Source organism: Ruegeria sp. AM2 (assembly GCF_056540685.1).
Map to the genome: position 1 here is coordinate 972892 of NZ_JBQFXE010000001.1, position 25593 is coordinate 998484.

Annotated in this window: 23 protein-coding genes; 8 read left to right on the forward strand and 15 right to left on the reverse strand. The window is 58.5% G+C overall.

The window, feature by feature from the left end; translation table 11 throughout:
* Positions 1–85: 85 nt before the first annotated feature.
* On the reverse strand, positions 86–2212 hold the full coding sequence (gene scpA, locus ACR0CR_RS04875) for a methylmalonyl-CoA mutase (RefSeq protein WP_480597258.1): 2127 nt from the start codon (positions 2210–2212) through the stop codon (positions 86–88).
* Positions 2209–3024 (reverse strand): hypothetical protein, encoded by an 816-nt coding sequence (locus ACR0CR_RS04880; protein WP_480597260.1) that lies wholly within the window; start codon positions 3022–3024, stop codon positions 2209–2211. The genes scpA and ACR0CR_RS04880 overlap by 4 nt, the downstream gene beginning before the upstream one ends.
* Before the next feature lie 171 nt (positions 3025–3195).
* Here ACR0CR_RS04880 and ACR0CR_RS04885 point away from each other — a divergent pair, with 171 nt between their 5' ends.
* Positions 3196–3642, forward strand: coding sequence for a DUF4174 domain-containing protein (locus tag ACR0CR_RS04885; protein WP_480597262.1), 447 nt, complete (start codon positions 3196–3198; stop codon positions 3640–3642).
* 118 nt (positions 3643–3760) lie between these two features.
* On the opposite strand, the gene ACR0CR_RS04890 is transcribed toward ACR0CR_RS04885, so the two are convergent.
* The 3 genes from ACR0CR_RS04890 to ACR0CR_RS04900 all read right to left on the reverse strand — a co-directional run bounded on the left by ACR0CR_RS04890 (position 3761) and on the right by ACR0CR_RS04900 (position 7012).
* A complete protein-coding gene (locus tag ACR0CR_RS04890; protein ID WP_480597264.1) occupies positions 3761–4642 on the reverse strand; it encodes a hypothetical protein in 882 nt (293 codons plus the stop codon).
* 3 nt (positions 4643–4645) lie between these two features.
* Entirely contained in the window at positions 4646–6691 is a 2046-nt protein-coding gene (locus ACR0CR_RS04895; protein WP_480597266.1) for an acetyl-CoA carboxylase biotin carboxylase subunit, read from the reverse strand.
* Positions 6692–6808: 117 nt separating this feature from the next.
* Entirely contained in the window at positions 6809–7012 is a 204-nt protein-coding gene (locus tag ACR0CR_RS04900; protein ID WP_480597267.1) for a hypothetical protein, read from the reverse strand.
* 650 nt (positions 7013–7662) lie between these two features.
* Between ACR0CR_RS04900 and ACR0CR_RS04905 the strand changes: the two genes are divergently transcribed.
* Positions 7663–8829, forward strand: a complete 1167-nt coding sequence (locus ACR0CR_RS04905; RefSeq protein WP_480597269.1) for a DcaP family trimeric outer membrane transporter — start codon at positions 7663–7665, stop codon at positions 8827–8829.
* Between the two features lie 86 nt (positions 8830–8915).
* Here the strand turns inward: ACR0CR_RS04905 and ACR0CR_RS04910 are convergent, their stop codons facing one another.
* The 3 genes from ACR0CR_RS04910 to ACR0CR_RS04920 all read right to left on the reverse strand — a co-directional run bounded on the left by ACR0CR_RS04910 (position 8916) and on the right by ACR0CR_RS04920 (position 11470).
* Positions 8916–9269, reverse strand: a complete 354-nt coding sequence (locus ACR0CR_RS04910) for a hypothetical protein (RefSeq protein WP_480597270.1) — start codon at positions 9267–9269, stop codon at positions 8916–8918.
* Between the two features lie 76 nt (positions 9270–9345).
* Complete coding sequence (locus tag ACR0CR_RS04915) at positions 9346–9825, reverse strand: DUF6497 family protein (protein WP_480597272.1); 480 nt, start codon at positions 9823–9825, stop codon at positions 9346–9348.
* A 112-nt stretch (positions 9826–9937) separates the two neighbouring features.
* Positions 9938–11470: an acyl-CoA carboxylase subunit beta gene (locus ACR0CR_RS04920; RefSeq protein ID WP_480597273.1), complete on the reverse strand. Its 1533-nt coding sequence runs from the start codon at positions 11468–11470 to the stop codon at positions 9938–9940.
* A 181-nt stretch (positions 11471–11651) separates the two neighbouring features.
* Here ACR0CR_RS04920 and ACR0CR_RS04925 point away from each other — a divergent pair, with 181 nt between their 5' ends.
* Together ACR0CR_RS04925 and ACR0CR_RS04930 are read left to right on the forward strand one after the other, a co-directional pair.
* On the forward strand, positions 11652–12857 hold the full coding sequence (locus tag ACR0CR_RS04925; RefSeq protein ID WP_480597274.1) for a multidrug effflux MFS transporter: 1206 nt from the start codon (positions 11652–11654) through the stop codon (positions 12855–12857).
* 64 nt (positions 12858–12921) lie between these two features.
* Entirely contained in the window at positions 12922–14322 is a 1401-nt protein-coding gene (locus tag ACR0CR_RS04930; protein ID WP_480597275.1) for a helix-turn-helix domain-containing protein, read from the forward strand.
* A gap of 71 nt (positions 14323–14393) precedes the next feature.
* Here ACR0CR_RS04930 and ACR0CR_RS04935 read toward each other — a convergent pair whose 3' ends face one another.
* From ACR0CR_RS04935 to ACR0CR_RS04960, 6 genes are all read right to left on the reverse strand, one after another.
* Positions 14394–14633, reverse strand: coding sequence for an HP1242/YdcH family protein (locus tag ACR0CR_RS04935; RefSeq protein ID WP_480597277.1), 240 nt, complete (start codon positions 14631–14633; stop codon positions 14394–14396).
* 122 nt (positions 14634–14755) lie between these two features.
* On the reverse strand, positions 14756–16414 hold the full coding sequence (gene betA, locus ACR0CR_RS04940) for a choline dehydrogenase (RefSeq protein ID WP_480597278.1): 1659 nt from the start codon (positions 16412–16414) through the stop codon (positions 14756–14758).
* A gap of 88 nt (positions 16415–16502) precedes the next feature.
* Positions 16503–18011, reverse strand: a complete 1509-nt coding sequence (gene betC / locus ACR0CR_RS04945; protein WP_480597280.1) for a choline-sulfatase — start codon at positions 18009–18011, stop codon at positions 16503–16505.
* On the reverse strand, positions 18008–18580 hold the full coding sequence (betI, locus tag ACR0CR_RS04950) for a choline-binding transcriptional repressor BetI (protein WP_480597281.1): 573 nt from the start codon (positions 18578–18580) through the stop codon (positions 18008–18010). Before betI ends, betC begins: the two co-directional genes overlap by 4 nt.
* A 60-nt stretch (positions 18581–18640) precedes the next feature.
* On the reverse strand, positions 18641–19585 hold the full coding sequence (locus ACR0CR_RS04955) for a DMT family transporter (RefSeq protein ID WP_480597282.1): 945 nt from the start codon (positions 19583–19585) through the stop codon (positions 18641–18643).
* A 39-nt stretch (positions 19586–19624) separates the two neighbouring features.
* On the reverse strand, positions 19625–20224 hold the full coding sequence (locus ACR0CR_RS04960; protein WP_480597284.1) for a LysE/ArgO family amino acid transporter: 600 nt from the start codon (positions 20222–20224) through the stop codon (positions 19625–19627).
* A gap of 85 nt (positions 20225–20309) precedes the next feature.
* Between ACR0CR_RS04960 and ACR0CR_RS04965 the strand changes: the two genes are divergently transcribed.
* Entirely contained in the window at positions 20310–21209 is a 900-nt protein-coding gene (locus ACR0CR_RS04965; protein ID WP_480597285.1) for a LysR family transcriptional regulator ArgP, read from the forward strand.
* A 69-nt stretch (positions 21210–21278) separates the two neighbouring features.
* Here the strand turns inward: ACR0CR_RS04965 and ACR0CR_RS04970 are convergent, their stop codons facing one another.
* The gene (locus ACR0CR_RS04970; protein WP_170655711.1) at positions 21279–22019 is read right to left on the reverse strand and encodes a YebC/PmpR family DNA-binding transcriptional regulator; all 741 of its coding nucleotides are present in this window, start codon (positions 22017–22019) and stop codon (positions 21279–21281) included.
* Positions 22020–22130: 111 nt separating this feature from the next.
* Here ACR0CR_RS04970 and ACR0CR_RS04975 point away from each other — a divergent pair, with 111 nt between their 5' ends.
* From ACR0CR_RS04975 to ACR0CR_RS04985, 3 genes are all read left to right on the forward strand, one after another.
* Positions 22131–23903 carry an SLC13 family permease gene (locus ACR0CR_RS04975; protein ID WP_480597286.1) on the forward strand — a complete coding sequence of 591 codons (1773 nt, stop codon included), beginning with the start codon at positions 22131–22133 and terminating at the stop codon, positions 23901–23903.
* Between the two features lie 16 nt (positions 23904–23919).
* Positions 23920–24654 (forward strand): glutamine amidotransferase, encoded by a 735-nt coding sequence (locus tag ACR0CR_RS04980; protein WP_480597288.1) that lies wholly within the window; start codon positions 23920–23922, stop codon positions 24652–24654.
* Between the two features lie 72 nt (positions 24655–24726).
* A complete protein-coding gene (locus tag ACR0CR_RS04985; protein ID WP_480597290.1) occupies positions 24727–25584 on the forward strand; it encodes a bile acid:sodium symporter family protein in 858 nt (285 codons plus the stop codon).
* The last annotated feature ends 9 nt before the right edge of the window (positions 25585–25593 follow it).

Sequence of the window (25593 nt, forward strand, 5' to 3'; positions counted from 1 at the left end):
CGCCCCACTCTTCACCTGGCCCAAAATATCCTCGGGGGTGAATTTGCCGACGGCAAAGAGGGGGCAGACGGCCCCCTGCCCAGCTTTACGCCCGCGCTTCGCCGATCAGACCCAGAATATCTTGTGCCGCCTCGGGAATATTCGTTCCGGGCCCAAAGATCGCCTTCACCCCATGATCGTAAAGGAATTGATAATCCTGTTGCGGAATTACGCCGCCGCAGATGACGATGATGTCTTCTGCCCCGGCCTTCTTCAGTTCTTCAACCAACTGCGGGGCCAACGTCTTGTGTCCGGCCGCTTGCGAAGAAATCCCGACCACATGCACGTCATTATCCACCGCATCCTGAGCTGCCTCAGCAGGTGTCTGGAACAGCGGACCCACATCCACATCAAACCCGATATCGGCAAAGGCCGTCGCGATCACCTTGGCCCCCCGGTCATGCCCGTCCTGCCCCATCTTGACGACCAGCAAACGCGGACGGCGGCCTTCAGTTTCGGCGAAATCCTCGATGGATTTCTGGATCGCGGCAAAGCCTTCGTCCCCTTCGTAGGCCGCGCCATAGACACCAGCCAATGTCTTCACCTCGGCGCGGTGACGACCGAATTCTTTTTCCATTGCCATGCTGATCTCTCCTACGGATGCACGAGCGCGGGCGGCCTCGACGGCGGCGGCCAGCAGGTTTCCTCCCTCACGGGCTGTATTTGTCAGATTGTCCAAAGCCTGCTGGCAGGCGTCGTCGTTGCGGGTTGCGCGGATACGTTCCAGCCGCGCAACTTGCGCCTCGCGCACAGCCACGTTGTCGACGTCCAGAATATCGATCGGATCTTCCTGTTCCTTGCGGTACTTGTTGACGCCGACGATCACCTCATCGCCCTTGTCGATCATCGCCTGACGACGCGCGGCGCTTTCCTCGATCCGCAGCTTGGGCATCCCCGAGGCGACGGCCTTTGTCATACCACCCATGTCCTCGACCTCTTCCATCAGGGCCCAGGCTTTTTCGACCAGTTCATTGGTCAGGCTTTCGACATAGTAGGACCCCGCCAATGGATCGACCACATCGGTCACGCCGGTCTCTTCCTGCAGCACCAACTGCGTGTTGCGGGCTATGCGGGCAGAGAAATCGGTCGGCAGGGCAATCGCCTCATCCAAAGCGTTGGTGTGCAGCGACTGCGTGCCGCCCAGAACCGCGCTCATCGCCTCATAGGCGGTGCGGATGACGTTGTTATAGGGGTCCTGTTCCTGCAGTGACACGCCGGACGTCTGACAATGGGTGCGCAGCATTTTCGACCGCTCGGATTTCGCGCCGAAGTCCGTCATCACGCGGTGCCACAGGGTGCGGGCTGCGCGCAGTTTGGCGATCTCCATGAAGAAGTTCATGCCAATCGCAAAGAAGAAAGACAAACGCCCCGCAAATTTGTCCACGTCCATCCCGGCCTGTGTCGCAGCGCGCACGTATTCGCGACCGTCCGCCAGTGTATAGGCCAGCTCCTGCACCAGGTTCGCGCCAGCCTCTTGCATGTGATAGCCCGAGATCGAGATCGAGTTGAATTTGGGCATCTCGTTCGACGTATAGTCGATGATGTCCGAGATGATCTTCATCGACGGTTCAGGCGGATAGATATAGGTGTTGCGCACCATGAATTCTTTCAGAATGTCGTTCTGAATGGTGCCGGACAGGACCGATTTGTCGTGCCCCTGCTCTTCCCCTGCCACGATGAAACTCGCCAGAATCGGGATCACCGCGCCGTTCATCGTCATCGAGACCGAGACCTTGTCCAGCGGGATCCCGTCGAACAGGATCTTCATGTCCTCGACCGAGTCGATGGCCACACCGGCCTTACCAACATCACCCACGACGCGCGGATGGTCACTGTCATAGCCCCGGTGCGTGGCCAGATCGAAGGCCACAGAGACACCCTGCTGACCCGCAGCCAGATTGCGGCGGTAGAAAGCGTTGGATTCCTCAGCCGTCGAAAACCCTGCATATTGACGGATCGTCCACGGACGCCCCGCATACATCGTCGCCTTGACCCCGCGCGTAAACGGCCCGAAGCCGGGCAGAGAGCCCATATGCGGCAACTCAGCGGTGTCTTCTTGTGTATACAGCGGTTTGACGTCGATGCCTTCCAGCGTTTCCTTGGTCAGATCGTCCAACGGGCGTCCGCGCAGCTCTTTCTCGGCCAGCGCGCGCCAATCCTTTGTGTCGGTCATATCGGTTTCCTTTGTTCCATTCGCAGTTCGGCGGGTGCGAACCCGCGATCATCAGTATTCGGGTTGCAAATCAGTTGCGCCAAACCATCGGCCCCGGCAGCTAGCCAGGCCAGATCGTCGGCATAATCGCCCCAAAGCTTCATCGCCTGTGAGGCGTTCAGCCCGTGGGGCGCTGGGTCCGGCGCGCCGTTCATCGCTGTGCCATCCTTGTGTTCTGGCGCATGGCACCCGGTCAGCGCCTCCAGCTGCGCGCGCTGGTGTCCGGCAAATTCTTCAAACGGCAGGACGAGAAAGGGAACATCCGGAAAGGCGCCGCCCAGTTCGGTGATGACATCGCGCCAACTGCGGTTGCTGTTCGCGATACGAGCCAAACGCGCGGTCTGAACCGGATCGCTGCCCTTCCGGAACAGATAGGCCGCCACAGAGGTCCAGTAGGCGTCCTGCGCCCGGATGTTGAGCGCAAGTCTGGTGACCCTGCCACCGAACGCGCGCGCCAGAATGCCACCGCGTTCTGCGACACCGGGATAAAGGGTCGCGAAGGCCAGGTTACGCTGCATAGAGCCCACAAAATTCTCTTGGCTGATCACGAGGTGTCGCGCGCCGGTTCGTGCGCAATTATCCAATTCCCGCTGCAAAGCGGACTGCACCTGCGGCGTCATCTTGTCGAGACTGTTCAGCCTGAGTGTACGTGTCCTCTCGGGGCTCCAGTACACCATCCCCAGCTGTTCCAGTGCGTCCGCATTTGCGCCCAGGTAGGTCTGAAAACTGGTGGTCGCGCAGCGATGCGCGCCGCAATGCAAGATCACCTCCATGCGCACACCTCGCCGGCTTGGATTCCGCGTCGTTGAGACCGCCGCAAAGCGCATTCCCGACCTGCGCGCGACCCTGTGGCTCGGCAAACGCGCATAATTTTGATGCCAGCCTGCGATTCGCAGGTCGCATTCGCCGAGACAGGGGCTATATTCAACGGGACAGGAGACCCCATGACACGCTTAATTGGCCTTGTTTTCTCTGCACTTATGCCCATAGCCGCAATGGCCGCCGATGGTGCGGCTCCGGCGGAGGATGCGTTTGTCCGCCCGGCAGGTGACAGCGATCTGAGCGAGTTTCTCTGGGTCAGCCGCCCCATTGTGGTGTTTGCAGACACGCCCGCCGACCCGCGTTTCCAGCAGCAGATCGATATGCTGCTGGAGGGCGAAGATGCGATGCGGGACCGGGATGTGGTCGTGTTGACCGACACGGACCCGGCAGCACGATCCCCGATCCGGTCGCAATTACGCCCGCGCGGGTTCCAGATGGTGTTCGTCGATAAGGACGGTGTCGTGAAGCTGCGCAAACCCAGCCCGTGGAGCGTGCGCGAGATTGGCCGATCCATTGACAAAACCCCCCTGCGCGAACGTGAAATTCGCGAGCGGCGCGGCGGCGGCTGAGGCACAGACCTCTTGTGAAATGCTGTGCATTCACCTATATTTAAGGCAGACAAGGCATATGGCCTTGTAAGCAACCAAGGAAAGGAAAACCGAATGGAAAAAGATCCTAACATTCCGTTTACTCCGATCCCTGTGACAGGTCGGACCGGGCCGCGGCCTGGCTATTGATCCGCTCAGCCAGCGCCTGAGCGGCAGTTGGGCCGCTTTCCGCATATTCCTTAATTAATCCCAACGCGTGTTGCCCCATGGCAAACGCGTTTTTTCGCATCTCGAAATAGTCCTGATACATCAGAATTCGACGATCCTGTTTCATATCAGGGCTGCGAAAGGCCTCTCCGCGCATGTCTTCGGCCAATGCCGTCATCGATTTGATCTGGCTATAATAGGCAACGATCGCATCAATGGTAACGCGGGGCAGAACCTCGATCTCTCCGACCATGGAATCGTATAGAAAATCGTGATGCTCACGCGGGATAAAGGGAATGAACTTCCTGCTGGCCTGCATTTGGTCTACGATGCGCGCGGCCTCGGCTTCGGCTTCGCCGTCATCCCAAAGGGTCTGCAGCGTGTACCCGATTTCAGCGTAAAGCGCCTTGTGGTAGTCCCGCAGTTTCTCGGCTTTGGCCCGCTTGCGCTCCAGTTCAGCAAAAACCGCAGTGGTCAACCAACCGGTTGCGATCACCAGCCCGGCAATTATCGCCTGCCACAGCCTGATTTCGATGTCGTAGAACTGCGACAACACCAGAAGCGGCGCGCCAAGAACCACGAGAACCGGCAGCGCAATGGAAAAAAGAAACTTGAAGATGACCGTGTGCGTAACCTGCGTATCATCTCCGGCGTGATGCAAATAAAGCCATCCCCCGGCGCAGAGTACAACGATCAGCAATGCAACGGATGGCCCCTGGTCCATGGGCATGCCAAGCGCAAGAACGGACAGCGCTAAAAACGCTGCCGCCGCTCCGCCCACCCAGGCCAACAAAACCGCCACCCGTTGCTGCATGGGCTATTCAAACTCCATGATCACGTCATCGACGGCCAAGCTGTCACCGGGACCGGCGTTGATCTTGGACACAATGCCCTTTTTCTCAGCGCGCAAGATGTTCTCCATCTTCATCGCCTCGACAGTGCACAGCGCCTGACCTTCCTGTACCTCCTGCCCTACTTCGACATCGACCTTCACGATCAGGCCCGGCATGGGGCAGAGCAGCATTTTCGACGTATCGGGCGGCAGTTTTTCAGGCATCAGGCGCGCCAGTTCCGCCTGACGCGGGCGGCGCACATGCACCTTCATATCCGCGCCACGATTGCGAATGCGGAACCCGCCCGAGATTTTGTCGACCTTCAGAACCAGCGGGCCACCGTCAACGTCCAGAACCGCCAGTTGGTCGCCAGGGGTCCAGTCCGAGGCCACACGCACGGTTTCACCATCCTCGAACCTAACCGTCGCACCTTCTTTGTCGGCTTCAATCTTGACGTCGAACTCGTGGCCTTGCAGGGCGACATTCCAGTGCGCCCCAACCTTCCGTTCGTGGTTGTCCATGCGGCCCGACACGCGGGTCCGGCGGATTTCGGCAACCCGGTACATGGCAGCACATGAGGCCGCAATGCGACGCAGATCGGTTTCAGGCAGTTCCACGCCGTCGAACCCGTCCGGATATTCCTCGGCGATAAAGGCCGTGGTCATGTCACCGCTGACGAATTTCGGATGGTCCATCACCGCCGACAAGAACGGCAAGTTGTGGCCAATCCCCTCAACCTCGAAACTGTCCAGCGCCACGCGCATCGCCTCAATCGCGGCTTCGCGGGTCGGAGCCCACGTACACAGCTTGGCGATCATCGGGTCGTAATACATGCTGATCTCGCCGCCCTCATAGACGCCGGTGTCGTTGCGCACCGCGGCCTCGCCTTCGGGCGCATCACCCTGCCATTTGCCATTGACCAGCATCGGACCAGCCGCCGTTTCCATCGGAGGGCGATAACGGGTCAGACGACCAATCGAAGGCAGGAAGTTGCGATAAGGGTCCTCGGCATACAGACGGTTTTCGATCGCCCAGCCGGTCAGGGTCACATCGTCCTGCGTAATGGACAACTTCTCGCCTGCCGCCACGCGGATCATCTGTTCGACCAGATCGACACCGGTGATCAACTCAGTCACAGGATGTTCCACCTGCAGGCGGGTGTTCATTTCAAGGAAGTAGAAGTTCTTTTCCCCATCCACGATGAACTCGACGGTCCCGGCACTGGCATAATTCACGGCCTTCGCCAGCGCGACCGCCTGTTCACCCATGGCTTTGCGGGTCTCGGGGTCCAGGAACGGCGACGGTGCTTCTTCCACCACCTTCTGGTTCCGACGCTGGATCGAGCATTCGCGTTCGCCCAGATAGATGCCATTGCCGTGGCTGTCACACAGAACCTGAATTTCGATATGGCGCGGCTGGGTCACGAATTTCTCGATAAAAATCCGGTCATCCCCAAAGGAATTAGCGGCCTCATTCTTGGACGACTGAAAGCCCTCGCGCGCCTCGTCGTCGTTCCATGCGATCCGCATGCCCTTACCGCCACCCCCGGCGCTGGCCTTAATCATGACCGGGTAACCGATCTCGTTCGAGATCTTCACAGCCTCATCAGCGTCTTCGATCAGACCCATGTAGCCGGGCACGGTCGATACGCCCGCTTCCTGCGCGATTTTCTTCGAAGTGATCTTGTCGCCCATGCTTTCGATCGCACCGACAGGGGGTCCGACAAAGGCCACGCCTTCGGCCTCAAGCGCCTCGGCGAATTTGGCGTTTTCCGACAGGAACCCATATCCGGGATGCACCGCCTGCGCGCCACTTTGACGGATCGCGTCCATGACCTTGTCGATCACGATGTAAGACTGGTTCGCGGGTGGTGGGCCGATATGAACCGCCTCATCCGCCATCGATACATGCAGAGCGTTGCGGTCCGCGTCCGAATAAATGGCCACCGTGCCGATGCCCATCTTTCGAGCAGTTTTGATGACCCGGCAGGCGATCTCACCCCGGTTGGCAATCAGGATCTTATTGAACATGGGACGTCCTTTGTCTTGGTGTTCGGAAAACGCAAAACGCCGCCGCGGGGAAATGACCCCACGACGGCGTTGTACGCGATGACGATCGGGGCAGAGTTTGCCCCGGTTATTTCTGCGTTAGTTACAGTTGTTCTGTGTCTTGCAATACAGCACGTTGCCTGCCGCGCCGACAGCTGCACCGAACAGCGGGTCCGCGCTGAGGACTGCCGCCCCGATCGCACCTGCACCGCCGCCCAGAACCGCCTGTTCACCGGTCGAGTTGCCGCAGGCCGACAGGCCCGCGCAGGCGGCAATAACAAGGAATAGTCGTTGAATCTGCATGTCTTCTGCCCCTTCAGGTTTTTTGACGTCTTTGGGGCGAATTGCCGAGAATACGCGCTGTTATGCAATAACAACCGCGCCGCTTCGGCGTTTTGCGCAGGTTCTTGCCGCTTTTTGGTGACACTTGCGGAACAGAAAAACGCGGACAGGACTTTGTGGGGAACACAAGCCTGCCCGCGCAAGGAAGGGGTACGGAATAGTAGGTGCATGTGCGACGCAGGCAAAGTAGAGCCGCACGGCCCAATCAGTCTGACCCGCACAATCCCAGCGGCCAACTCTGCATTGTTTCCAATTACATTTCCGGCTGATTCCCGCTCATCCACAGAATTCGGGCGCAGATTTGCGCCTATGGGCTTGGCAGCGAAATCGGTAACGAAATCCGGTCGGGGCGTCACACTGCTGTTACATTTCGGTCTGGCCGCACGACCTTCGCGCACCGCAGCATCACGGCATGCCGCAACTGCGAAGGCCGAAATTTCACTCTGCGGCAGGGTGTTGGTACCTGATGTCAGCAAGCTGTGAACGCGCCGTGAAACTCCGGAACAATTCCTTGAGAAATTCGCATCTTTTTCTCCGGATTTAGTGATTTCCGTCGCACCTGTGGGCGTGGAACGGTGAATGCGCACACTCGCACACAAGGAAGCATCCATATGAAATTCAGTAGAAAAAACGCCGGTCTGCTGGCCGCCGGCGCCCTTTGTGGGTTGGGCGTCCCAGCCCAGGCGCAAGATGCCCAAACCCAATCCGGACTTGATGCCCTGCGCGCCCGCGTTGAAGCGCTGGAGGCTGCCACCCCCGGCTCTGGAACCGGTGATCTGAAAATCGGAAACACCACGCTGGATGTTTACGGCTACGTCAAAGCCGATTTCTTTTACGACTTCGATTTCGATCAAGGCGACACCGCCTTCGTCAACGTTGTCGGCGAACCGTCCGAGGCGACCTCGGGAACATTTGGCGCGACGGTCCGGCAATCCCGGCTGGGACTGAACACAACCACGCCCAGCGGAATCGGCGATATCCGTGGGCAGTTGGAAGTTGATTTGTTCGCCTCGGACGGAAATGCCGAGTTTCGTCTGCGCCACGCCAACATCCGGATTGGTGAACAATGGCTGATCGGTCAGTTCTGGACCAACTTCCAGCCTCTGGATACCTACCCGACCTCGGTGGAATTCAACGGCCCGGTCGGTGTCGCCTTTGCCCGTGTGCCACAAGTCCGGTACACGAACGCTTTCTCCAGCAATGCCGAGTTTGCGTTGTCGATCGAAGAAAATGTCAGCGGCTCCAACTCGGAAGACCCGGTCTTGACCGCATCGGCTGAATACAACGACGGAAAGTACATCGCCCGAGGTGCCCTGCTTTATGGCAAAGCCGAGGGTGGCGGTGACGAGGTTGACCAAACCGGTCTGACCCTGTCTGCCGGCGCGCGCCTGTGGGAGGGCGGCCTGTTTCAGGTCAACTACGTAACCGGTGAAGCGCTTGGCCCCTGGCTGATTGGTCTGGGCGATGCCGTTGTGAACGGCGAAGCCAACGACGTTGACGGATTCACTGTCGAACTCCGCCAGCAACTGAACCCCAAATGGAACGTGGGTATCGCTTATGGCTACGAAGACTATGACCTGCCGACCAACAGCTTTAGCGACGGAAGCGGCGCGCTGAATTTTACGGAACTGGAGACCATCCATGTCAACGCGTTCTATCAGGCGACAGACAGTCTGACGCTGAGCGCCGAGTACATCTATGGCGAGCGGAACGACGCGGGCACCGGTGACAGGTTTGACGCCAGCCGGGTTCAATTGGCCGCGCAGTTGAATTTCTGACGCACCACCCACACCCTGCCCGAGATCGGGCGGGGTTGCCCGATCAACGGCAACAAGTAGCGGATATGCGGCCGCCCATGCCACGGTCAGCGCACGCCGTCAAATAAGTCCGGGAAGGACAAACGCGCCGTATCAACGTCGATCACAAGCAGCGCGTCATAGCTGGCCGGATCAAATGGATCTTCGGCAGGGATGACCTCGCGCTCGAACAGCCAACTCAGACGACCAGCGTCCAGGTTGCCCCGCTCAAACGGCTGATCCGCAAAATGCTGCCACAGCGCCTCCATAAAGGCTGCATCGGCGCGACGGTCGGCGGGTTTGCGATCCCGAAACCGCTCGCGCCGCGTCAAAGGCGTAATTCCCTTGGGATTGGCCCGGCGGATCGTGAACTGAAAATCCGTACCCGGCAGACGTCCGGGAAAGCCGCGATGTTTCAACATGGCAAAACCTCGTCTACTGAGCAGAAACTGCGCAATCCCGCTGACGGTCTCGCGACGGATGTATCGAGCGCCACGATCAAAGACCCTCCCAGATGCAGCGGGACTGATCCAACCGATACGCCTCAAAAAACTGCGTCGCATCGGGCGAAGAATGCCCGAATTCGGTTGGTCGATCCGAAAATGAAATGACGACCCGCGCCGGGTCGAGTTCGTATTTCGCCACATAAGCCAGAGCAAGCGTCTGACATAGGTGCTCCATGTCAGCAGCGGCGATATCGTATGTTATACGCCCCAATGTTGATCCGATCCTTGGCGCGATGAACCGAAAGCGCAGCCATAATTCGCCAGGGTTGTTGTCCAGTAGAACGTCGCTCAGGTGAACCGGCTGGCCGGACGGGACCGGCAGCAGGGTTTCGGTTTCGGCCAAAGCGGGAACGGACCATCCGATCAGAACAAAGGCGCGACCCCAGACCCGCCAGAAGCAGGCTCCTCTCTCCGGGGTCGCGCGCGCATGGCTTTTGGCCCGCGCTATACTATGTCTGATGGGAAAAACCATCTATCAGTTCTGGCCTCAAAGTCAAACTTGCCCCTAGGTAAACTTGTGCCGCCCGACCGGCTTGTTTCTTACTGGAAATGTCAGGTCTTGCAGCCTACCCGGAGCGTGGTGTCTAGAGTGGAATATTGTCGTGCTTTTTCCACGGGTTCTTCAGTTTCTTGTTGCGCAGGCTTGCAAAGGCCCGCGACACCCGGCGGCGCGTCGACTGCGGCATGATTACCTCATCGATAAAGCCACGCTCGGCGGCGACGAAGGGGTTGGCAAACCGATCCTCATAATCCTGCGCATGCTGGGCGATTTTTTCAGAATCACCCAGATCGGCGCGGTGAATGATTTCGGTTGCACCCTTGGCCCCCATCACTGCAATTTCGGCCGTCGGCCAAGCATAATTGAAGTCACCGCGTAGATGTTTCGAGGCCATAACGTCATAGGCCCCGCCATAGGCCTTGCGGGTGATCACAGTGACCTTCGGAACGGTCGCTTCACCATAGGCAAACAGCAACTTGGCCCCATGCTTGATCACACCGCCATATTCCTGGCTGGTTCCTGGCAAAAAGCCGGGCACATCGACCAGAGTCAGGATCGGAATTTCGAAACAATCACAAAACCGCACGAACCGCGCCGCCTTGCGGCTGCTGTCAATGTCGAGGCATCCAGCCAGAACCATCGGTTGATTGGCAACAACACCAACCGTCTGCCCTTCAAGCCGGATAAATCCGGTGATGATGTTTTTGGCATAGTCTTCCTGGATCTCGTAGAAATCGCCCTCATCTGCAACTTTTGTAATGAGTTCCTTCATATCGTAGGGCGTGTTCGGATTGTCGGGGATCAACGTATCCAGCGATGCCTCAACCCGGTGCGGGTCGTCAAAGAACGGACGGACGGGCGGCTTTTCCCGGTTGTTGAGCGGCAGGAAGTCGACCAGGCGGCGTACTTCGGCCAATGCGTCCACGTCGTTTTCAAAAGCGCCATCTGCCACCGAGGATTTCTTGGTATGCGTCGATGCCCCGCCCAGTTCCTCGGCGGTCACGACCTCGTTGGTGACCGTCTTGACCACGTCGGGGCCGGTCACGAACATGTATGAGGTGTCTTTGACCATGAAGATAAAGTCCGTCATCGCTGGGCTGTAAACCGCGCCACCCGCACACGGCCCCATGATGACACTGATCTGTGGCACTACGCCCGAGGCCATGACATTGCGCTGAAACACTTCGGCATATCCAGCCAGTGAGGCAACGCCTTCCTGGATTCGCGCCCCACCCGAGTCGTTGATGCCAATCACTGGCGCGCCATTCTGGATCGCCATATCCATGATCTTGCAAATCTTCTGGGCATGGGTTTCCGACAATGATCCGCCAAATACCGTAAAGTCCTGGCTGAACACATAGACCATGCGACCGTTGACTGTTCCCCAGCCGGTGACGACACCGTCACCCGCAGGCTTTTGATTTTCCATTCCGAAATCTGTGCAGCGGTGGCTGACGAACATGTCGAACTCTTCAAAGCTGCCTTCATCCAGCAGCAGGTCAATACGTTCGCGCGCCGTCAGCTTGCCCCGCGCGTGCTGCGCGTCGATGCGTTTTTGGCCTCCACCCAGACGCGCTTCGGTGCGACGGGATTCAAGTTCGGAAAGGATGTCTTTCATGACGGTATTCCCCTATGAAATTTTGCGGACCATATCGCCAGCGCGAAAGGAGCCAAAGCACAAATCAGCAAATTTGCAAAGGATGGAAAATCTTGACCCCACAAATTGCAAACTTGCTAATTAACACATCAATTCAATTCAACCGTTGGCATTTCCCATTTGCAGGCACTAAGAGTGAACCATGCAGTTCAGATCGCGCTCAACACCTCGAACACCGCCGACCCTGACAACGCTCGTTTTGTTGTCTGGGCTTTCGGCGCTGAGCATGAATCTGTACCTGCCCAGCTTACCCTTTATGGCGACGTATTTCGAGACTGACTACAAGATCATGCAGCTTTCGATTGCGCTCTACCTGCTGGTGAATGCGGTCCTGCAAATCCTGATCGGGCCTTTGGCGGACAAAGCTGGGCGCAGACCTGTGCTGCTGTGGGGGCTGGTGCTGTTCCTGCTGGCCACGCTGGGATGCATCTACGCGCCCAATGTCGAGGTCTTTCTGGCCTTCAGAATGTTTCAAGCGGTCATTGTTGTTGGCATTGTTCTCAGCCGCGCTGCAGTTCGTGACTTATTCGAACAGGATCAGGCGGCCTCGATGATCGGATATGTGACCATGGGCATGGCGGTTGTTCCGATGATCGGCCCCGCCATTGGCGGTCTGCTGCAAGAGGGGTTTGGATGGAAAGCCAATTTCTGGCTGCCCTTCGCGCTTGCTGCCTTGGCACTTTTCCTGACCTACAAGGATTTTGGCGAAACCGCAGCGGCCAGCGGCAAAACCTTATTGCAGCAGTTCCGCGAATACCCAGAGCTTTTGGCATCGCCCCGCTTTTGGGGGTACTCGCTGTCCTCGGGCTTGTCTTCCGGCGCCTTTTTCGCCTATCTCGGCGGCGCGCCTTTTATTGGAACCGAAGTTTTCGGGATGAGCGCATCCGAGGTCGGAATGTATTTCGGAGCACCAGCAATCGGCTATTTCTTTGGCAACTTCATAAGCGGGCGCTTTTCCGTTCGCTTCGGCGTCAACAGGATGGTGCTGTGGGGGTGCTGGCTGAACGCAATCGGCGTTGCCTTGTCCGCAGTTCTGTTTTTGGCTGGCTTCGGCTCGGCACTCAGCTTCTTCGGCTTTATGACATTTGTTGGTCTTGGCAACGGCATGTCCATCCCCAACGCAACCGCGGGATCCCTGTCGGTTCGCCCGCACCTTGCAGCCACGGCTTCGGGGTTGAGCGGGGCGATCATGCTGGGTGGCGGCGCAGCACTAAGCGCCTGGGCTGGCGCGCTTTTGACACACGAAACCGGGGCAATGCCGTTGCTTTGGCTCATGCTTGCGACATCGGTTTTGGCCATCGTCGCAATCACCAGCGTAATCCGGCGGGAACGGCACCTGGGACTTTAGGCAACTTGCACTCTCGGCTTTGCAAAGTTATTCCATCATTATTGAAAATCTGCAAAGAACGCCAATGGCCACTCAAAAAATCTATGCAGGCGCAAAACTCCGCGAAATGCGCACGCGCCTGACCCTGACCCAAAAGGACTTCGCGTCTAAGCTGGGCGTGTCCCTTCCTTACCTTAATCAAATGGAGAATAATAACCGTCCGATCTCGACGACAGTTGTTCTGGCATTGGCACAGGAATTCGGCATGGACGTGACCGAGCTCAGCACCGGCGACAGCGAGCGGTTGGTCTCGGACATGCGCGAAGCACTGGCAGACCCGGTATTTGTCGACACCATGCCGCCGCTGGCAGATTTGCGGCTGACGGCCTCCAACGCGCCTGCCCTTGCGCGCGCCTTTATTGAACTGCACCGGGCCTATCGACAAACCCACGAAAGGCTCGCCTCCTTGGACGAGGCCCTTGGACGCGAAGACGCCCGAATTCAGGCCAGCCCCTGGGAGGAAGTCCGCGACTTCTTCCACTACTGCGACAACTACATTGACGCAGTTGACCGGGCAGCCGAGCGGTTCGCATCAAATGCCCAGGATGCGGGCGGCATCAGGCAAGCCGCATTGAACAGCTTGTCCGAGCGGGGAATTCGCGTCGCCTTCGCAGATACAGAAACCGTTCGCCAATACGACGCAGAAGGCAAAAACCTGCGATTGTCATCGCGAACAACGCCGCAAACTCAGGTATTCCAATTGTTGCTGCAGGTCGCGCTGATCGGACAGGACAAACTGCTTGAAGCAACGCTGGACTTCGCCAGATTCCAAAGTGACGAAGCCCGCGCCATCGCAAAGATCGGCCTCGCCAATTACTTCGCCGGCGCGTCGCTGATGCCCTATGCGGCATTTCTGGCGGCTGCAAAGGAATATCGGCACGACCTGGAGTTGCTCAGCAATCGGTTCGGCGCGTCCATCGAGCAGGTCGCACACCGTTTGTCGACGTTGCAACGACCCGGCGCCAAAGGTGTTCCGTTCTTCTTCGTCCGCGTGGATCAAGCGGGCACAATTACGAAACGCCACTCGGCCACGCGCCTGCAATTCGCAAGGTTTGGCGGTGCCTGCCCTTTGTGGAACGTCCACCGCGCCTTTGAAACACCCGGGCATTTCCTGCAACAGCTTGCCGAAACGCCTGACGGGGTGCGCTACATTTCACTGGCCCGCGATGTTTCAAAATCAGGTGGGTCGTTTGGCGCGCCAACCCGCAGATATGCCATTGCGCTGGGATGCGAAGTCCGCCACGCCGAGGCGCTTGTTTATGCCGACAACCTGGACATCTCAAACGCCGGCGCTTTTGAACCGATTGGCATCTCTTGTCGCATCTGCGAAAGACAGACCTGCCACCAACGCTCGGTTCCGCCCCTTGAACGACGCCTAAAAGTCGATGCCCATAACCGCGGCACCCTTCCGTACGAAGTCACCTGAATTCACCTGGCTTAAAATATCCCGGGGGAGGCGCGGCACGCCGCGACGGGGGCAGAGCCCCCGCACCAGCCTTACGCCTTGGAAAGGATCGCCCAGATTTCGTCCTTTAGTACCGCACGCTTTTTGCGCAGTTCAACTTCGGCCAATTCTTCCATCGGCGCGACATTGGTTTCGGCCCGGTGAACGGTTCGATTGACCTCATGATATTCATCTGCCAACCGCAAAAAATGGGCGTCACTTTGCTTGAGCTGGCTCATCAATTCGACCTTGTCTGGAAACTCTTCGGCCAGTTCATGCGGGGTATTTGACATCCGGTTAACTCCTAGATTTTACGTTGCAAACCAGAATTAGGACCGCGCCAATATTTCCGCATTGACGCGGATCAAATTTCGCACTGAATTCGCTGTTTTCGGTTAAATTTCCAGGCGCGCTGTTACCGCTGCTCTGTTGCCCAAGCCGGATGTACCCATGGCCTGTCATTGGCCTTGGGTAAAGCGTCCTTGCCCAACAGATGATCCGAGATTTTCTCGCCCACCATGATCGATGGAGCATTCAGATTTCCATTGGTAATCTGCGGAAAGATCGAACTGTCCGCCACGCGCAAGCCATCCACTCCGATCACGCGCCCCTGAGGATCAACCACGGCATTCTTGTCGTCCGGCCGACCCATCCGACACGTCCCGCATGGGTGATAAGCGCTTTCGGCATGCTCGGCGATGAAACCATTCAGTTCCTCATCAGTTTGCACCGCAGCTCCAGGCTGGATTTCCTTCCCGGCATAGGGTTTGAACGCGGCTTGACCGAAAATCTCTCGGGTCAACCGGATGCAAGTGCGGAAATCTTCCCAATCCTGTTCGTGGCTCATGTAGTTGAATCGGATCACCGGTGCGTCCTCGGCGCGGCCGGATCGCAACGTCACAGCTCCGCGCGAGGGCGAACGCATCGGACCAACATGTGCCTGAAACCCATGCCCCTCGGCAGCCGCTTGCCCATCATAGCGCACAGCCATCGGCAAGAAGTGGTACTGAATATCGGGGTATTCCACACCAGGCTTCGAGCGAATGAAAGCCGCGCTTTCGAACTGGTTGGAGGCCCCGAGGCCGGTCTTTGTAAATAGCCACTGCGCCCCGATTAGCCCCTTGCTGAACAGGTTCCAATGCTTATAGAGCGTGATTGGCTGCAGCGACGCCTGTTGGATGTAGAGTTCCAGATGATCTTGCAGGTTTGCGCCCACACCTGGACGGTCCGCGACGACGCCAATCCCATGCTCCGCCAGATGCGACGCTGGGCCAATGCCCGACAGCATCAACAGCTTAGGCGAATTGATGGACGAGGCCGCCAGAACAACGTCACGCCGGGCACGGATGGTTTCGGTCTTGCCACCGCGGATCAGTTCAACGCCGGTCGCTCGCCCGTCTTCGATCACGACCCGGGACGCCAGGCCGCGCACAATATCGCAGTTTTCGCGCTTAAGCGCGGGCTTCAGGTAGGCATTGGCCGCAGACCAGCGTCGCCCTTTCCAGACGGTCTGCTCCATCGGGCCAAAGCCTTCCTGCTTTTCACCATTGTAGTCGCCGGTGACCTCGTACCCGGCCTGCTTGCCCGCATCGACAAAGGCTTGAAACAACGGATTCAGGCGCGGTCCGCGCGACACGTGCAGTGGCCCATCAGTGCCGCGCCACGTCGGATCGCCGCCGTGACCACCGTCGTGCCAGTTCTCCATGCGTTTGAAATAGGGCAGAACGTCCGAATAGGACCACCCATCGGCCCCCATCTCGGACCAGGTGTCAAAGTCACGCGCGTGGCCGCGCACGTAGACCATTCCGTTGATCGAGGATGACCCTCCGATCACTTTGCCGCGCGGGCATGCCAGACGCCGGTTGTTGAGATATGGTTCCGGCTCGGACTGATAACCCCAGTCATAGCGCGACATGTTCATCGGATAGCTGAGCGCTGCTGGCATCTGGATGAACGGCCCGGCATCCGTGCCGCCATGCTCGATCACCAGAACCGAGGCTCCGGACTCGCTGAGACGATAAGCCATCGCGCAGCCTGCGGATCCTGCACCGACGATGACGAAATCTGCTTCCATATTTGGTCTCCGTTCCCCACCGGGCCAAGATTTTTCGTCGAAAAATCTCTACGCCTCCGGCGGGAGTATTTTCAATAAGATGAAGAGGTTATTCTCCGCGTGGGAAACGCTGGCTTTCCTCGACGATGTTCAGGTCCATGTGGTTGCGCATGTAGCGTTCGGACGCTTTTTGCAGCGGCTGATAGTCCCAGGGGTAGTAGCCGCCCTGTCGCAATGCATCATACACGACCCAACGCCGTGCTTGACTGGCGCGGACATCCGCATCGAACTGGTCCAGATTCCATCGCGCCTGGGATTTGGCGCGTAGAGATTGCAAGGTGCCCACGTGCTCTGGAGCGTCGGCGAGGTTGTTCAACTCATGGGGATCGGCGTCCAGATCAAACAACTGGTCTGGGTCCAGCGCGCAACGGTTGTATTTCCATTTGCCATAGCGCAGCGAAACCAGCGGCGCATAAGACGCCTCTGCGGCGTATTCAATCGCAACCGGAGCGGTACGCTCGACACCTTGTGCGAGAGGGACAAGGTCTTGTCCATCGGTCCACGGCGCAATTTCGGCCATATCGACACCTGCCAACGCTCCCAACGTGGGCGTCACATCGATTGTTGAGACGGGTGTTTCAATACACCCGATCGGCAGGTCAGGGGCCGAAATCATTAGAGGCACGCGGGATGAACCTTCAAAGAAGGTCATTTTGAACCACAGCCCCCGCTCACCCAGCATGTCGCCATGGTCAGAGACAAAGAAGATTATGGCCTCTTGTCGGGTGTCTTCCAGTACGCCAAGGATTTCACCAATCTTGTCATCCAGATACGAGATGTTGGCAAAATACGCGCGCCGCGACTTGCGGATGTCATCCTCAGAAATGTCAAAACTGCGCCAATCATTGGCGTCGAAAATCCGTTTTGAATGCGGGTCTTGATTGTCATAACCCAGATCCGCGACCTCGGGCATCAGGTGCTCGCAATCCTCGTAGAGGTCCCAGTATTTCCGCCGCGCCACATAGGGATCGTGCGGATGGGTGAAGCTGACAGTCATGCTCCACGGGCGGTCATCCTTGCCGCGCGCCAGATCATAAAGCTTGGCCTGGGCGTGATAGGCTACCTCGTCATCATATTCCATCTGGTTGGAGATTTCAGCCACGCCCGCGCCAGTAACCGAGCCCATGTTGTGATACCACCAGTCGATCCGTTCTCCCGGTTTGCGATAGTCGGGCGTCCAGCCAAAATCTGCTGGATAGATGTCAGTGGTCAGGCGGTCTTCGAACCCGTGCAACTGGTCAGGACCGACAAAGTGCATCTTGCCGGACAGGCAGGTGTAGTACCCCGCGCGACGCAGATGATGCGCGTAGGTGGGAATGTCGCTGCGGAACTCAGCGGCGTTATCATAGACCCCCGTTCGCGAGGGCAATTGACCGGACATGAAGCTTGCCCGCCCCGGAGCGCACAGCGGCGAGGCAGTATAGGCATTGGCAAACCGCGTCGAACGCGCCGCAAGCTTTTTCAGGTTCGGCGCATGCAGCCAGTCTGCGGGACCATCGGGAAAGAGGGTTCCGTTCAGCTGATCCACCATCAGGATCAGAATGTTCGGTTTTGTCATTTTTTGGCCTCAAGGAAGGTATCGAGCACACGCATGGCGTGATTGACGGCAAGTTGCGGTTCTTCCGGCGCGCTGAGCGCCGCGCGGATATAAAGACCGTCGATCAGGGCGGTCATATCCGCGGCTGCCTCGTCCGGATCGCTGATCAAGGGGCGCAGTGCGTCAACCAGATTTGACCTGATCCGCGCCTGATAGATTTGCCACAGACGCAGCGCGTCGTCATTTGTCTGGGCCAGCACATAAAAGGTCATCCAGGCGGCAATCACGTCCGGCGTGAAACAGGACGGTGCAAAACAGGCGCGAATAATTGCCTGGGCGCGCTCATTGGGTGGTGCCGAGCGGAGCTGCGCGCGCGCCTCGGCACCGAAATCCGACAGGATTTGGCGCATCGCCGCCAGAAAAATCTGATCCTTGCCGCCAAAGTAGTGATGCGCCAACGCGCTGGACATGCCTGCGCGTTTGGCAATCTGGCTGACTGTGACATCAAGGGACTTTTTCACGCCTAACTCGGCAATTGTCGCTTTGACAATCGCATCCCGTCGGATCGGTTCCATTCCGAGTTTCGGCATACCTGCCCCTTCGCAACGCTGTGACGTGTGCAAAAAGGCTACGGCGTTTTTATTGACTCGTCAATCAATAACCTGCCGCTTGCGCCGTGGCGGGCTTTCTGACCCCAGAGACGGCGTCGGCGGTGGTCTTCCGCCACGGTTCTGAACCGCCTCGCGCCAGGTGATGAAAGTGACAGCGGACAGGATCAGAGTACCGCCCGCGACGACCCAGATATCCACGCCTTCGTGAAAAATAGCCGCGCCCAATATCGTGGACCAAATCAACTGCAGGAAAGTTACCGGCTGCGTCACGGCGACTGGGGCAGCCTGCAGCGCCAGCGTCATAAAATAGTGCCCCGCTGTTGCGAAACACGCGATTAGGAACAGAACGCCGATGTCGCGCAGGCTAGGCGGCTGCCAGACGGCGACGGCAAATGGGATCAAAGCAATCGTGACCCAGATCGACAGATGCGCGACCACGACCGAAGGCCGTATATCGCGGACCATTATCTTGGCCAACAAGTAGGACGCCCCCAACATAAGCGATGTGCCCAGCATGGCCAGATGACCGGGCAGAACTTCACGAAACCCGGGGCGCAGAATGATAAGAACGCCGACAATCGCCACGATGATCGCCGCTATACGGCGGAATGCCAGCTTCTCGTCCAGAAACAGGGCCGCACCCAGCGTGACATAGACCGGCGTCATGTAGTTCATCGCGGTCACCTCGGCCAAAGGGATGCGGGTCATGGCAAAGAACCAAAGCATCACCGCGACCGCGTGAACAACTCCGCGCACCCCGAACAATGTCAGGTTTCGACGCGTCATCGGCGTTTCACGAATTGCGCGCAACGCCGGTAGCAGGAAAACCAGGCCCAGCGCATAGCGAATGAACGCCGCTTGAATTGAGTTCATGCTGTTGCCCAGCGCTTTGACCAAAGCCGTCATCGCGACAAAGGACAGCCCGGCGGCAAACATCCAGAACATGCCGACAAGGGGATGAGACTGATCTGTGGCTGAGGTCATGATGCCGTTGAACACCTATTTCCCGGCAGTCACAACCCTTCACATGCTAACAAGCTTTGCGGCTATGCCCAGCATCACAACGCCGATCAGAAGGTCCAGAACCTGCCAGGCCCGTGGGCGGGCAAAGAGAGGTGACAGTGCGCCAGCGCCGTAGCCCAGCGTAAAGAAGAACACAAAACTGGACGTCATCGCGCCCAGCGCGAAAGCCAACCGGTCATCATACTGAGCCGAGATTGACCCGATCAGCACCACTGTATCCAAATAGACATGTGGATTCAGCCAGGTGAAGGCCAGAACGGTCAAAAGGGCCGCCCGCAAACTGGACCGTTGCGCCTTTGTGACCTCCATCGCCGCACCGCCTTTCCAGGCGGACCAGAAACTGCGAAGCCCGTACCATGTCAGAAACACCGCTCCGCCGTATCGCATCACGGTTTCAAACCACGGCGCGGATTGCGCGAGCGTTCCGAAGCCTGCAACGCCCGCTCCGATCAGGATGGCGTCCGAGACGGCACAGGTCAGGCACAAGACAAACACATGCTCGCGCCGCAGACCCTGACGCAGGATGAAAGCATTTTGCGCTCCGATCGCCAGGATGAGGCTAAAGCTGAGGACGAACCCGGCTATCATCGTTGTAAACATGCGAACTCCATTTGTTAGCCCGTTGACTAACGTGGCGAAACGCTTCTATCAAATTAAAGAATCTGACTTCAATTAAGCCAAACTAATGCTGCTGGACCCCAATCACCTGTCCGCATTATCCGCGATTTTGCGCCACGGAAGCTTTGAAGCCGCCGCTGCTGAGCTTGCGGTCACCCCCTCGGCTGTTTCGCAGCGGATCAAAGCGTTGGAAGACCGCGTTGGGGCCGCCTTGATCCATCGCGGAACGCCCTGCACAGGCACCCCGGCAGGGTTGCGCATCGCCCGGCATGCCGACGATATCGGGGTGCTAGAGGCTCAACTGGCCCGCGAACTGACCCTGGATCAGCAGGCCGAGCAGGCCCGGGTTCGTATCGCCATCCCCGCAGATACGCTTGCGACTTGGTTTCTGGACGCGATGGCCGAGGTGGACGGTCTGCTGTTCGATTTGGTGATCGACGATCAGGACCATTCTGCGCAATGGTTGCGGCGCGGCGAGGTCAGCGCTGCGATTACGGTCGGCGGGCAACCGGTTCCGGGATGCGACGCGATCGCTCTGGGCACATTGCGATATCTTGCGACCGCAAGCCCGGCTTTCATGAAGAAGTGGTTTGCAGATGGGGTCACGTCACGTTCGCTGGCACGTGCGCCTTGCCTGACGTTTAATCGAAAAGACAACTTGCAGAGGGTGTGGATGGCTGAGGTTGCCGGCGCGCGGATCAACCCGCCAACGCATTTCCTGCCCTCTTCTCAAGGCTTTGTGGAGGCCGCAATCGCGGGATTGGGGTGGGGCATGAACCCGGAACCGCTTGTGCGTAAGCCGATGGTCGAGGGCAAATTGCGCGAGGTCATTCCTGGTAGACCGCTGGACATTGCTCTGACGTGGCAAGTCGGACGAATTCTTGCTCCTGCATTGGCACCCCTGACACAGGCAGTCAAACGAGCGGCTTCCAAGCAGCTGCTGTCAGTACAGGCCACGGACAACTGACTATTTTCTTTGCACCTAATCAAAAGCCCGACCAGATGGCCGGGCTTGGAACAGTCTGCGGTGCAGGTGTCAAAGCTGCGCCATGACCTCATCAGTGGCTTCGAAATTGGTGGTCACACGCTGCACGTCGTCGTCATCCTCAAGCGCGTCCACCAGCTTCATCAGCTTCTGCATGTCCTCCAGACCCAATTCGGTCGTGGTGGTGGGTTTCCAGACCAGCTTGGTCGCTTCCGACTCGCCCAAAGCGCCTTCCAATGCGTTGGAGACTTCGTTCAGATCGGTGTCTGCGCACCAGATGATGTGACCATCTTCTGAACTTTCGACATCCTCTGCGCCCGCCTCGATGGCGGCTTCGAAAATCGTGTCTGCGTCACCCGCGTCCACTGGGTAAACAACTTCACCCTTGCGTTCAAACATGAAGCCGACCGAACCGGTTTCGCCAAGGTTCCCACCATTCTTCGAAAAGGTCGAGCGCACCGTGGATGCCGTCCGATTGCGGTTGTCGGTCATCGTTTCGACGATCACGGCGACGCCATTGGGGCCATAGCCCTCATACCGGATTTCTTCGTATTCGTCGCCCTCACCGGCCACGGACTTCTTGATCGCGCGGTCGATCACGTCCTTGGGGACCGAATTCGACTTGGCCTCTTTCACCGCCAGACGAAGGCGCGGGTTCTTGTCGGGGTCGGGGTCGCCCATCTTGGCGGCAACGGTGATTTCTTTCGACAGCTTGGAAAACAGCTTGGACCGCGCGGCGTCCTGACGTCCCTTGCGGTGCTGGATATTGGCCCATTTGGAGTGGCCTGCCATGGTGCGTCCTCGTTATTCGTGATTGCGTGTTCGGCGCTCATATAGACGTTTGCGGCGCTTAAGTTCAAGAGAGCGGCTTGTCCGACGGGTCGTCGTGAGTATGGTGACCGCATGACAACAGATCAGATTATTCTTTTTGCCCTTTTCGCGACTGTTTTCGGAATGCTGCTGTGGGGGCGGTTTCGATATGATCTGGTGGCGTTTACTGCGCTGATGGTTGGCGTTGTTCTGGGCGTTGTCCCCGTAGATAACGCGTTCGCCGGGTTCGGGCATCCGGCTACTATCATTGTCGCATTGGTGTTGGTCGTTTCCGCCGGATTGGTCCGCTCGGGAGCCGTCTTTCTAATCACACGATCGCTGGTTGATGCGTCGCGCGGGCTTGGCGCCCATATCGCGCTGATGGGCGGGATCGGGGCTGTTCTGTCCGCATTTATGAACAACGTGGCTGCGCTGGCCCTGCTGATGCCCGTGGACATCCAGACCGCGCGCAAGGCCGGGCGGTCCGTTGGCCTGACCCTGATGCCGCTAAGCTTTGCCACCATTCTGGGCGGCATGGCGACGCTGATCGGCACACCTCCCAACATCATTATCGCCTCAATCCGGGCCGAGACGCTGGGCGAGCCATTTCGCATGTTTGATTTTGCGCCCGTGGGCGGGATTGCGGCCGTCGCCGGGTTGGCCTTTGTCGCTCTGGTCGGGTGGCGGCTGATCCCGAACCGCGGGCCCCAGACCGAGACTTCGGAAGCTTTGGCCGAATACATCGCTGAGTTGACCATCCCGCCTGAATCCCCGCAGATCGGCAAGCGGGTCAGCGAGTTGTATGAGGATGCCGAGAAATCCGACGTCGCCATCATCGGTCTGATCCGTGACGGCAAGCGGCGGTACGGGCGGTCGGCCCACGCCACCTTGCACGAAGGCGACGCGCTGGTGCTGGAAGCCCGGCCCGAAGCGCTGGACGAATTCCGCGCCGCATTGAAACTGGATTTTTCCGACACCAGACGGCAGGAGGTTCTGACCGCCGAGGGCGACGGACTGGAAGTCATCGAAGTTGTCGCCACCGAAAACGCACGCATCACCGGGCGCACGGCGCAGGGGCTTGGTTTGGCCTGGCGGCAGAGCACCGTTCTGATGGGCATCTCGCGCCAGGGTCGCCGGATCACCGAACAGGTCCGCAAGACCGAGGTTGAGGTTGGTGACATCCTGCTTTTGCTTTGTCCGCGTGACCGTAGCGCTGATGTGACCGAGTGGCTGGGGTGCCTGCCGCTTGCCCAGCGTGGCCTGAACGTCACAGCGAACGAAAAGGCCTGGCTGGCGATTGGCTTGTTCGCCGCCGCCGTGTTGGCGGCCAGTATTGGGCTGATTTATCTGCCAATTGCTCTGGGTCTGGTCGTGGTCGCCTATGTACTGACCAAGATCATGCCCATCGCCGATATCTACAACCACATCGAATGGCCCGTGGTCGTGCTGTTGGGATCAATGATCCCCTTGGGTAGCGCGCTGGAGACCTCGGGCGGGACCGAGTTGATCGCAAATGCGTTGATCCAGCTAACCAACGGCCTGCCCGCCTGGGCTATTCTGACTGTGCTGATGGTCGTCACGATGACCCTGTCTGATGTGCTGAACAACACCGCCACCGCCATTGTTGCCGCTCCGGTCGGCATCCAGATGGCCCGCACGCTTGAGGTCTCACCCGATCCGTTCCTGATGACGGTCGCCGTCGCGGCCTCGGCTGCGTTTCTTACGCCGATTGGACATAAGAACAACACGCTGGTGCTCGGCCCCGGAGGCTACAAATTCGGCGACTACTGGCGCATGGGACTGCCGCTGGAAGTCCTGATCATCGCCGTCTCGATCCCCTCGATCCTTGTGTTCTGGCCGCTGTGATAGGTAAGAGGCCCGCATGAAACGATTTCTGATCCTGCAGCTGCGCCCGGAAACTGATGCGTCCGACGCAGAATACGCCGCGATATTGGACAAGACCGGCCTGTCTCCGGACCGAACGCACCGCATCCGTCTTGATCGCGAAGACTTGCCGGATGGGCTGGACGTAACCGATTACGCAGGCGTCATCGTGGGCGGAGGGCCCGGCTGCGTCAGTGACGATCCGGCCACCAAATCAGCGGTGGACGCGCGGGTCGAAGCCACGATCATGGACCTCATGCCGCAGATCACCGCGCAGGATCATCCGTTCATGGGCTGCTGTTATGGGCTGGGGATACTGGCCGCTCATCTGGGCGGTGAGGTCAGCAAGGCTCAATTCGGCGAACCTGTCGGGCCGTCGACCTGCCACCTGACCGAAGACGGTGCACTGGACCCATTGACCGCAGGGTTGGAGCCAACATTCGACGCCTTTGTCGGGCACAAGGAAGCTGTGCAAGCCCTGCCTGATGGGTGCGTGCATCTATTGGCCTCAGACCCCTGCCCGTTTCAGATGATCCGCTGGGGTCAGAACGTCTATGCCACGCAGTTCCACCCCGAGGCCGACGCGAAGGATTTTGAGCAGCGCATTCATATCTACAAGGATCACGGCTATTTCCCGCCCGAGGATGCCCAACGCTTGATCGACGTCTGCAATGCAGCGGAGGTCACGCAACCCCGCGAAATCCTGCGCCGTTTCGCGCAACGCTATGGCTGACCCAACGGCGCTGTTGCCTGATCCACGACCCCTCGCATAGGCTGCCCGGAACGGCTTTGGGAGGAGTTGTTCTTGGATATTCTCATCAGTGTCGGCCTGCCTTTGTCGCTGGCCATCATCATGCTGTCTTTGGGCATTGGGCTTGAGGTTGCGGACTTTCGCCGCGTTCTAAGCCGCGGCTACCCCTTTGCCATCGGGGCCGTGTGTCAAGTCGTCCTGTTGCCGGTCGCGGCGTTTATCACGGTCAAACTCTTTGCGCTGCCACCCGAGATTGCAGTTGGGTTCATGTTGCTGAGTTTTTGTCCCGGAGGTGTGACCAGCAATATCCTGTCCAAACTCGCAAAGGGTGATGTGGCCCTGTCGGTTAGCCTCACTGCAGTTATCAGCCTGTTGTCCCTGATCACGGTGCCAATTCTGGCAGCCTGGTCGATCAATCACTTCATGGGCGAAGACGCGCCTGAGGTCTCGATCACCGGGTTGGCCATCGCAATGTTCCTGATCACCACCCTGCCTGTAGTCGTCGGTGTCAGCATCCGACATTTCGCAACTGGATTTGCGAACCGGATTGAGGGCGGTTTATCGAAGCTTGCCACAGTCCTGTTCATACTGATCGTCCTAGCTGCGCTTGCAGGAAACTGGCAGCTTTTCATCGACAACCTCGGGATCATGGGCGGTGGGCTGATTACTCTGAACCTCGCCTTGTTGCTGATCGGATTAGGGCTGGCGCGCGCCGCAAATCTGTCGTGGAATGAGGCCAAGACAGTATCGATTGAAACCGGTATTCAGAACTCGACGCTTGGGATCACACTTGCAGCACTGATTACGGGCACTCAAAGCGGGTTCAGCCCACTTGCGCTGCCTGCGGCTGTATATGGAATTACAATGTACGCCGTCGCGCTGCCGTTTATCCCTTGGTTCCGCAGCCGCTGAAAGGACACC

Excerpts from the sequence above, each read along its gene's own strand:
- scpA (WP_480597258.1), bottom strand. The coding sequence starts at position 2,212 with ATGACCGACACAAAGGATTGGCGCGCGCTGGCCGAGAAAGAGCTGCGC.
- ACR0CR_RS04880 (WP_480597260.1), bottom strand. The coding sequence starts at position 3,024 with ATGGAGGTGATCTTGCATTGCGGCGCGCATCGCTGCGCGACCACCAGT.
- ACR0CR_RS04885 (WP_480597262.1), top strand. The coding sequence starts at position 3,196 with ATGACACGCTTAATTGGCCTTGTTTTCTCTGCACTTATGCCCATAGCC.
- ACR0CR_RS04890 (WP_480597264.1), bottom strand. The coding sequence starts at position 4,642 with ATGCAGCAACGGGTGGCGGTTTTGTTGGCCTGGGTGGGCGGAGCGGCG.
- ACR0CR_RS04895 (WP_480597266.1), bottom strand. The coding sequence starts at position 6,691 with ATGTTCAATAAGATCCTGATTGCCAACCGGGGTGAGATCGCCTGCCGG.
- ACR0CR_RS04900 (WP_480597267.1), bottom strand. The coding sequence starts at position 7,012 with ATGCAGATTCAACGACTATTCCTTGTTATTGCCGCCTGCGCGGGCCTG.
- ACR0CR_RS04905 (WP_480597269.1), top strand. The coding sequence starts at position 7,663 with ATGAAATTCAGTAGAAAAAACGCCGGTCTGCTGGCCGCCGGCGCCCTT.
- ACR0CR_RS04910 (WP_480597270.1), bottom strand. The coding sequence starts at position 9,269 with ATGTTGAAACATCGCGGCTTTCCCGGACGTCTGCCGGGTACGGATTTT.
- ACR0CR_RS04915 (WP_480597272.1), bottom strand. The coding sequence starts at position 9,825 with ATGGTTTTTCCCATCAGACATAGTATAGCGCGGGCCAAAAGCCATGCG.
- ACR0CR_RS04920 (WP_480597273.1), bottom strand. The coding sequence starts at position 11,470 with ATGAAAGACATCCTTTCCGAACTTGAATCCCGTCGCACCGAAGCGCGT.
- ACR0CR_RS04925 (WP_480597274.1), top strand. The coding sequence starts at position 11,652 with ATGCAGTTCAGATCGCGCTCAACACCTCGAACACCGCCGACCCTGACA.
- ACR0CR_RS04930 (WP_480597275.1), top strand. The coding sequence starts at position 12,922 with ATGGCCACTCAAAAAATCTATGCAGGCGCAAAACTCCGCGAAATGCGC.
- ACR0CR_RS04935 (WP_480597277.1), bottom strand. The coding sequence starts at position 14,633 with ATGTCAAATACCCCGCATGAACTGGCCGAAGAGTTTCCAGACAAGGTC.
- betA (WP_480597278.1), bottom strand. The coding sequence starts at position 16,414 with ATGGAAGCAGATTTCGTCATCGTCGGTGCAGGATCCGCAGGCTGCGCG.
- betC (WP_480597280.1), bottom strand. The coding sequence starts at position 18,011 with ATGACAAAACCGAACATTCTGATCCTGATGGTGGATCAGCTGAACGGA.
- betI (WP_480597281.1), bottom strand. The coding sequence starts at position 18,580 with ATGCCGAAACTCGGAATGGAACCGATCCGACGGGATGCGATTGTCAAA.
- ACR0CR_RS04955 (WP_480597282.1), bottom strand. The coding sequence starts at position 19,585 with ATGACCTCAGCCACAGATCAGTCTCATCCCCTTGTCGGCATGTTCTGG.
- ACR0CR_RS04960 (WP_480597284.1), bottom strand. The coding sequence starts at position 20,224 with ATGTTTACAACGATGATAGCCGGGTTCGTCCTCAGCTTTAGCCTCATC.
- ACR0CR_RS04965 (WP_480597285.1), top strand. The coding sequence starts at position 20,310 with ATGCTGCTGGACCCCAATCACCTGTCCGCATTATCCGCGATTTTGCGC.
- ACR0CR_RS04970 (WP_170655711.1), bottom strand. The coding sequence starts at position 22,019 with ATGGCAGGCCACTCCAAATGGGCCAATATCCAGCACCGCAAGGGACGT.
- ACR0CR_RS04975 (WP_480597286.1), top strand. The coding sequence starts at position 22,131 with ATGACAACAGATCAGATTATTCTTTTTGCCCTTTTCGCGACTGTTTTC.
- ACR0CR_RS04980 (WP_480597288.1), top strand. The coding sequence starts at position 23,920 with ATGAAACGATTTCTGATCCTGCAGCTGCGCCCGGAAACTGATGCGTCC.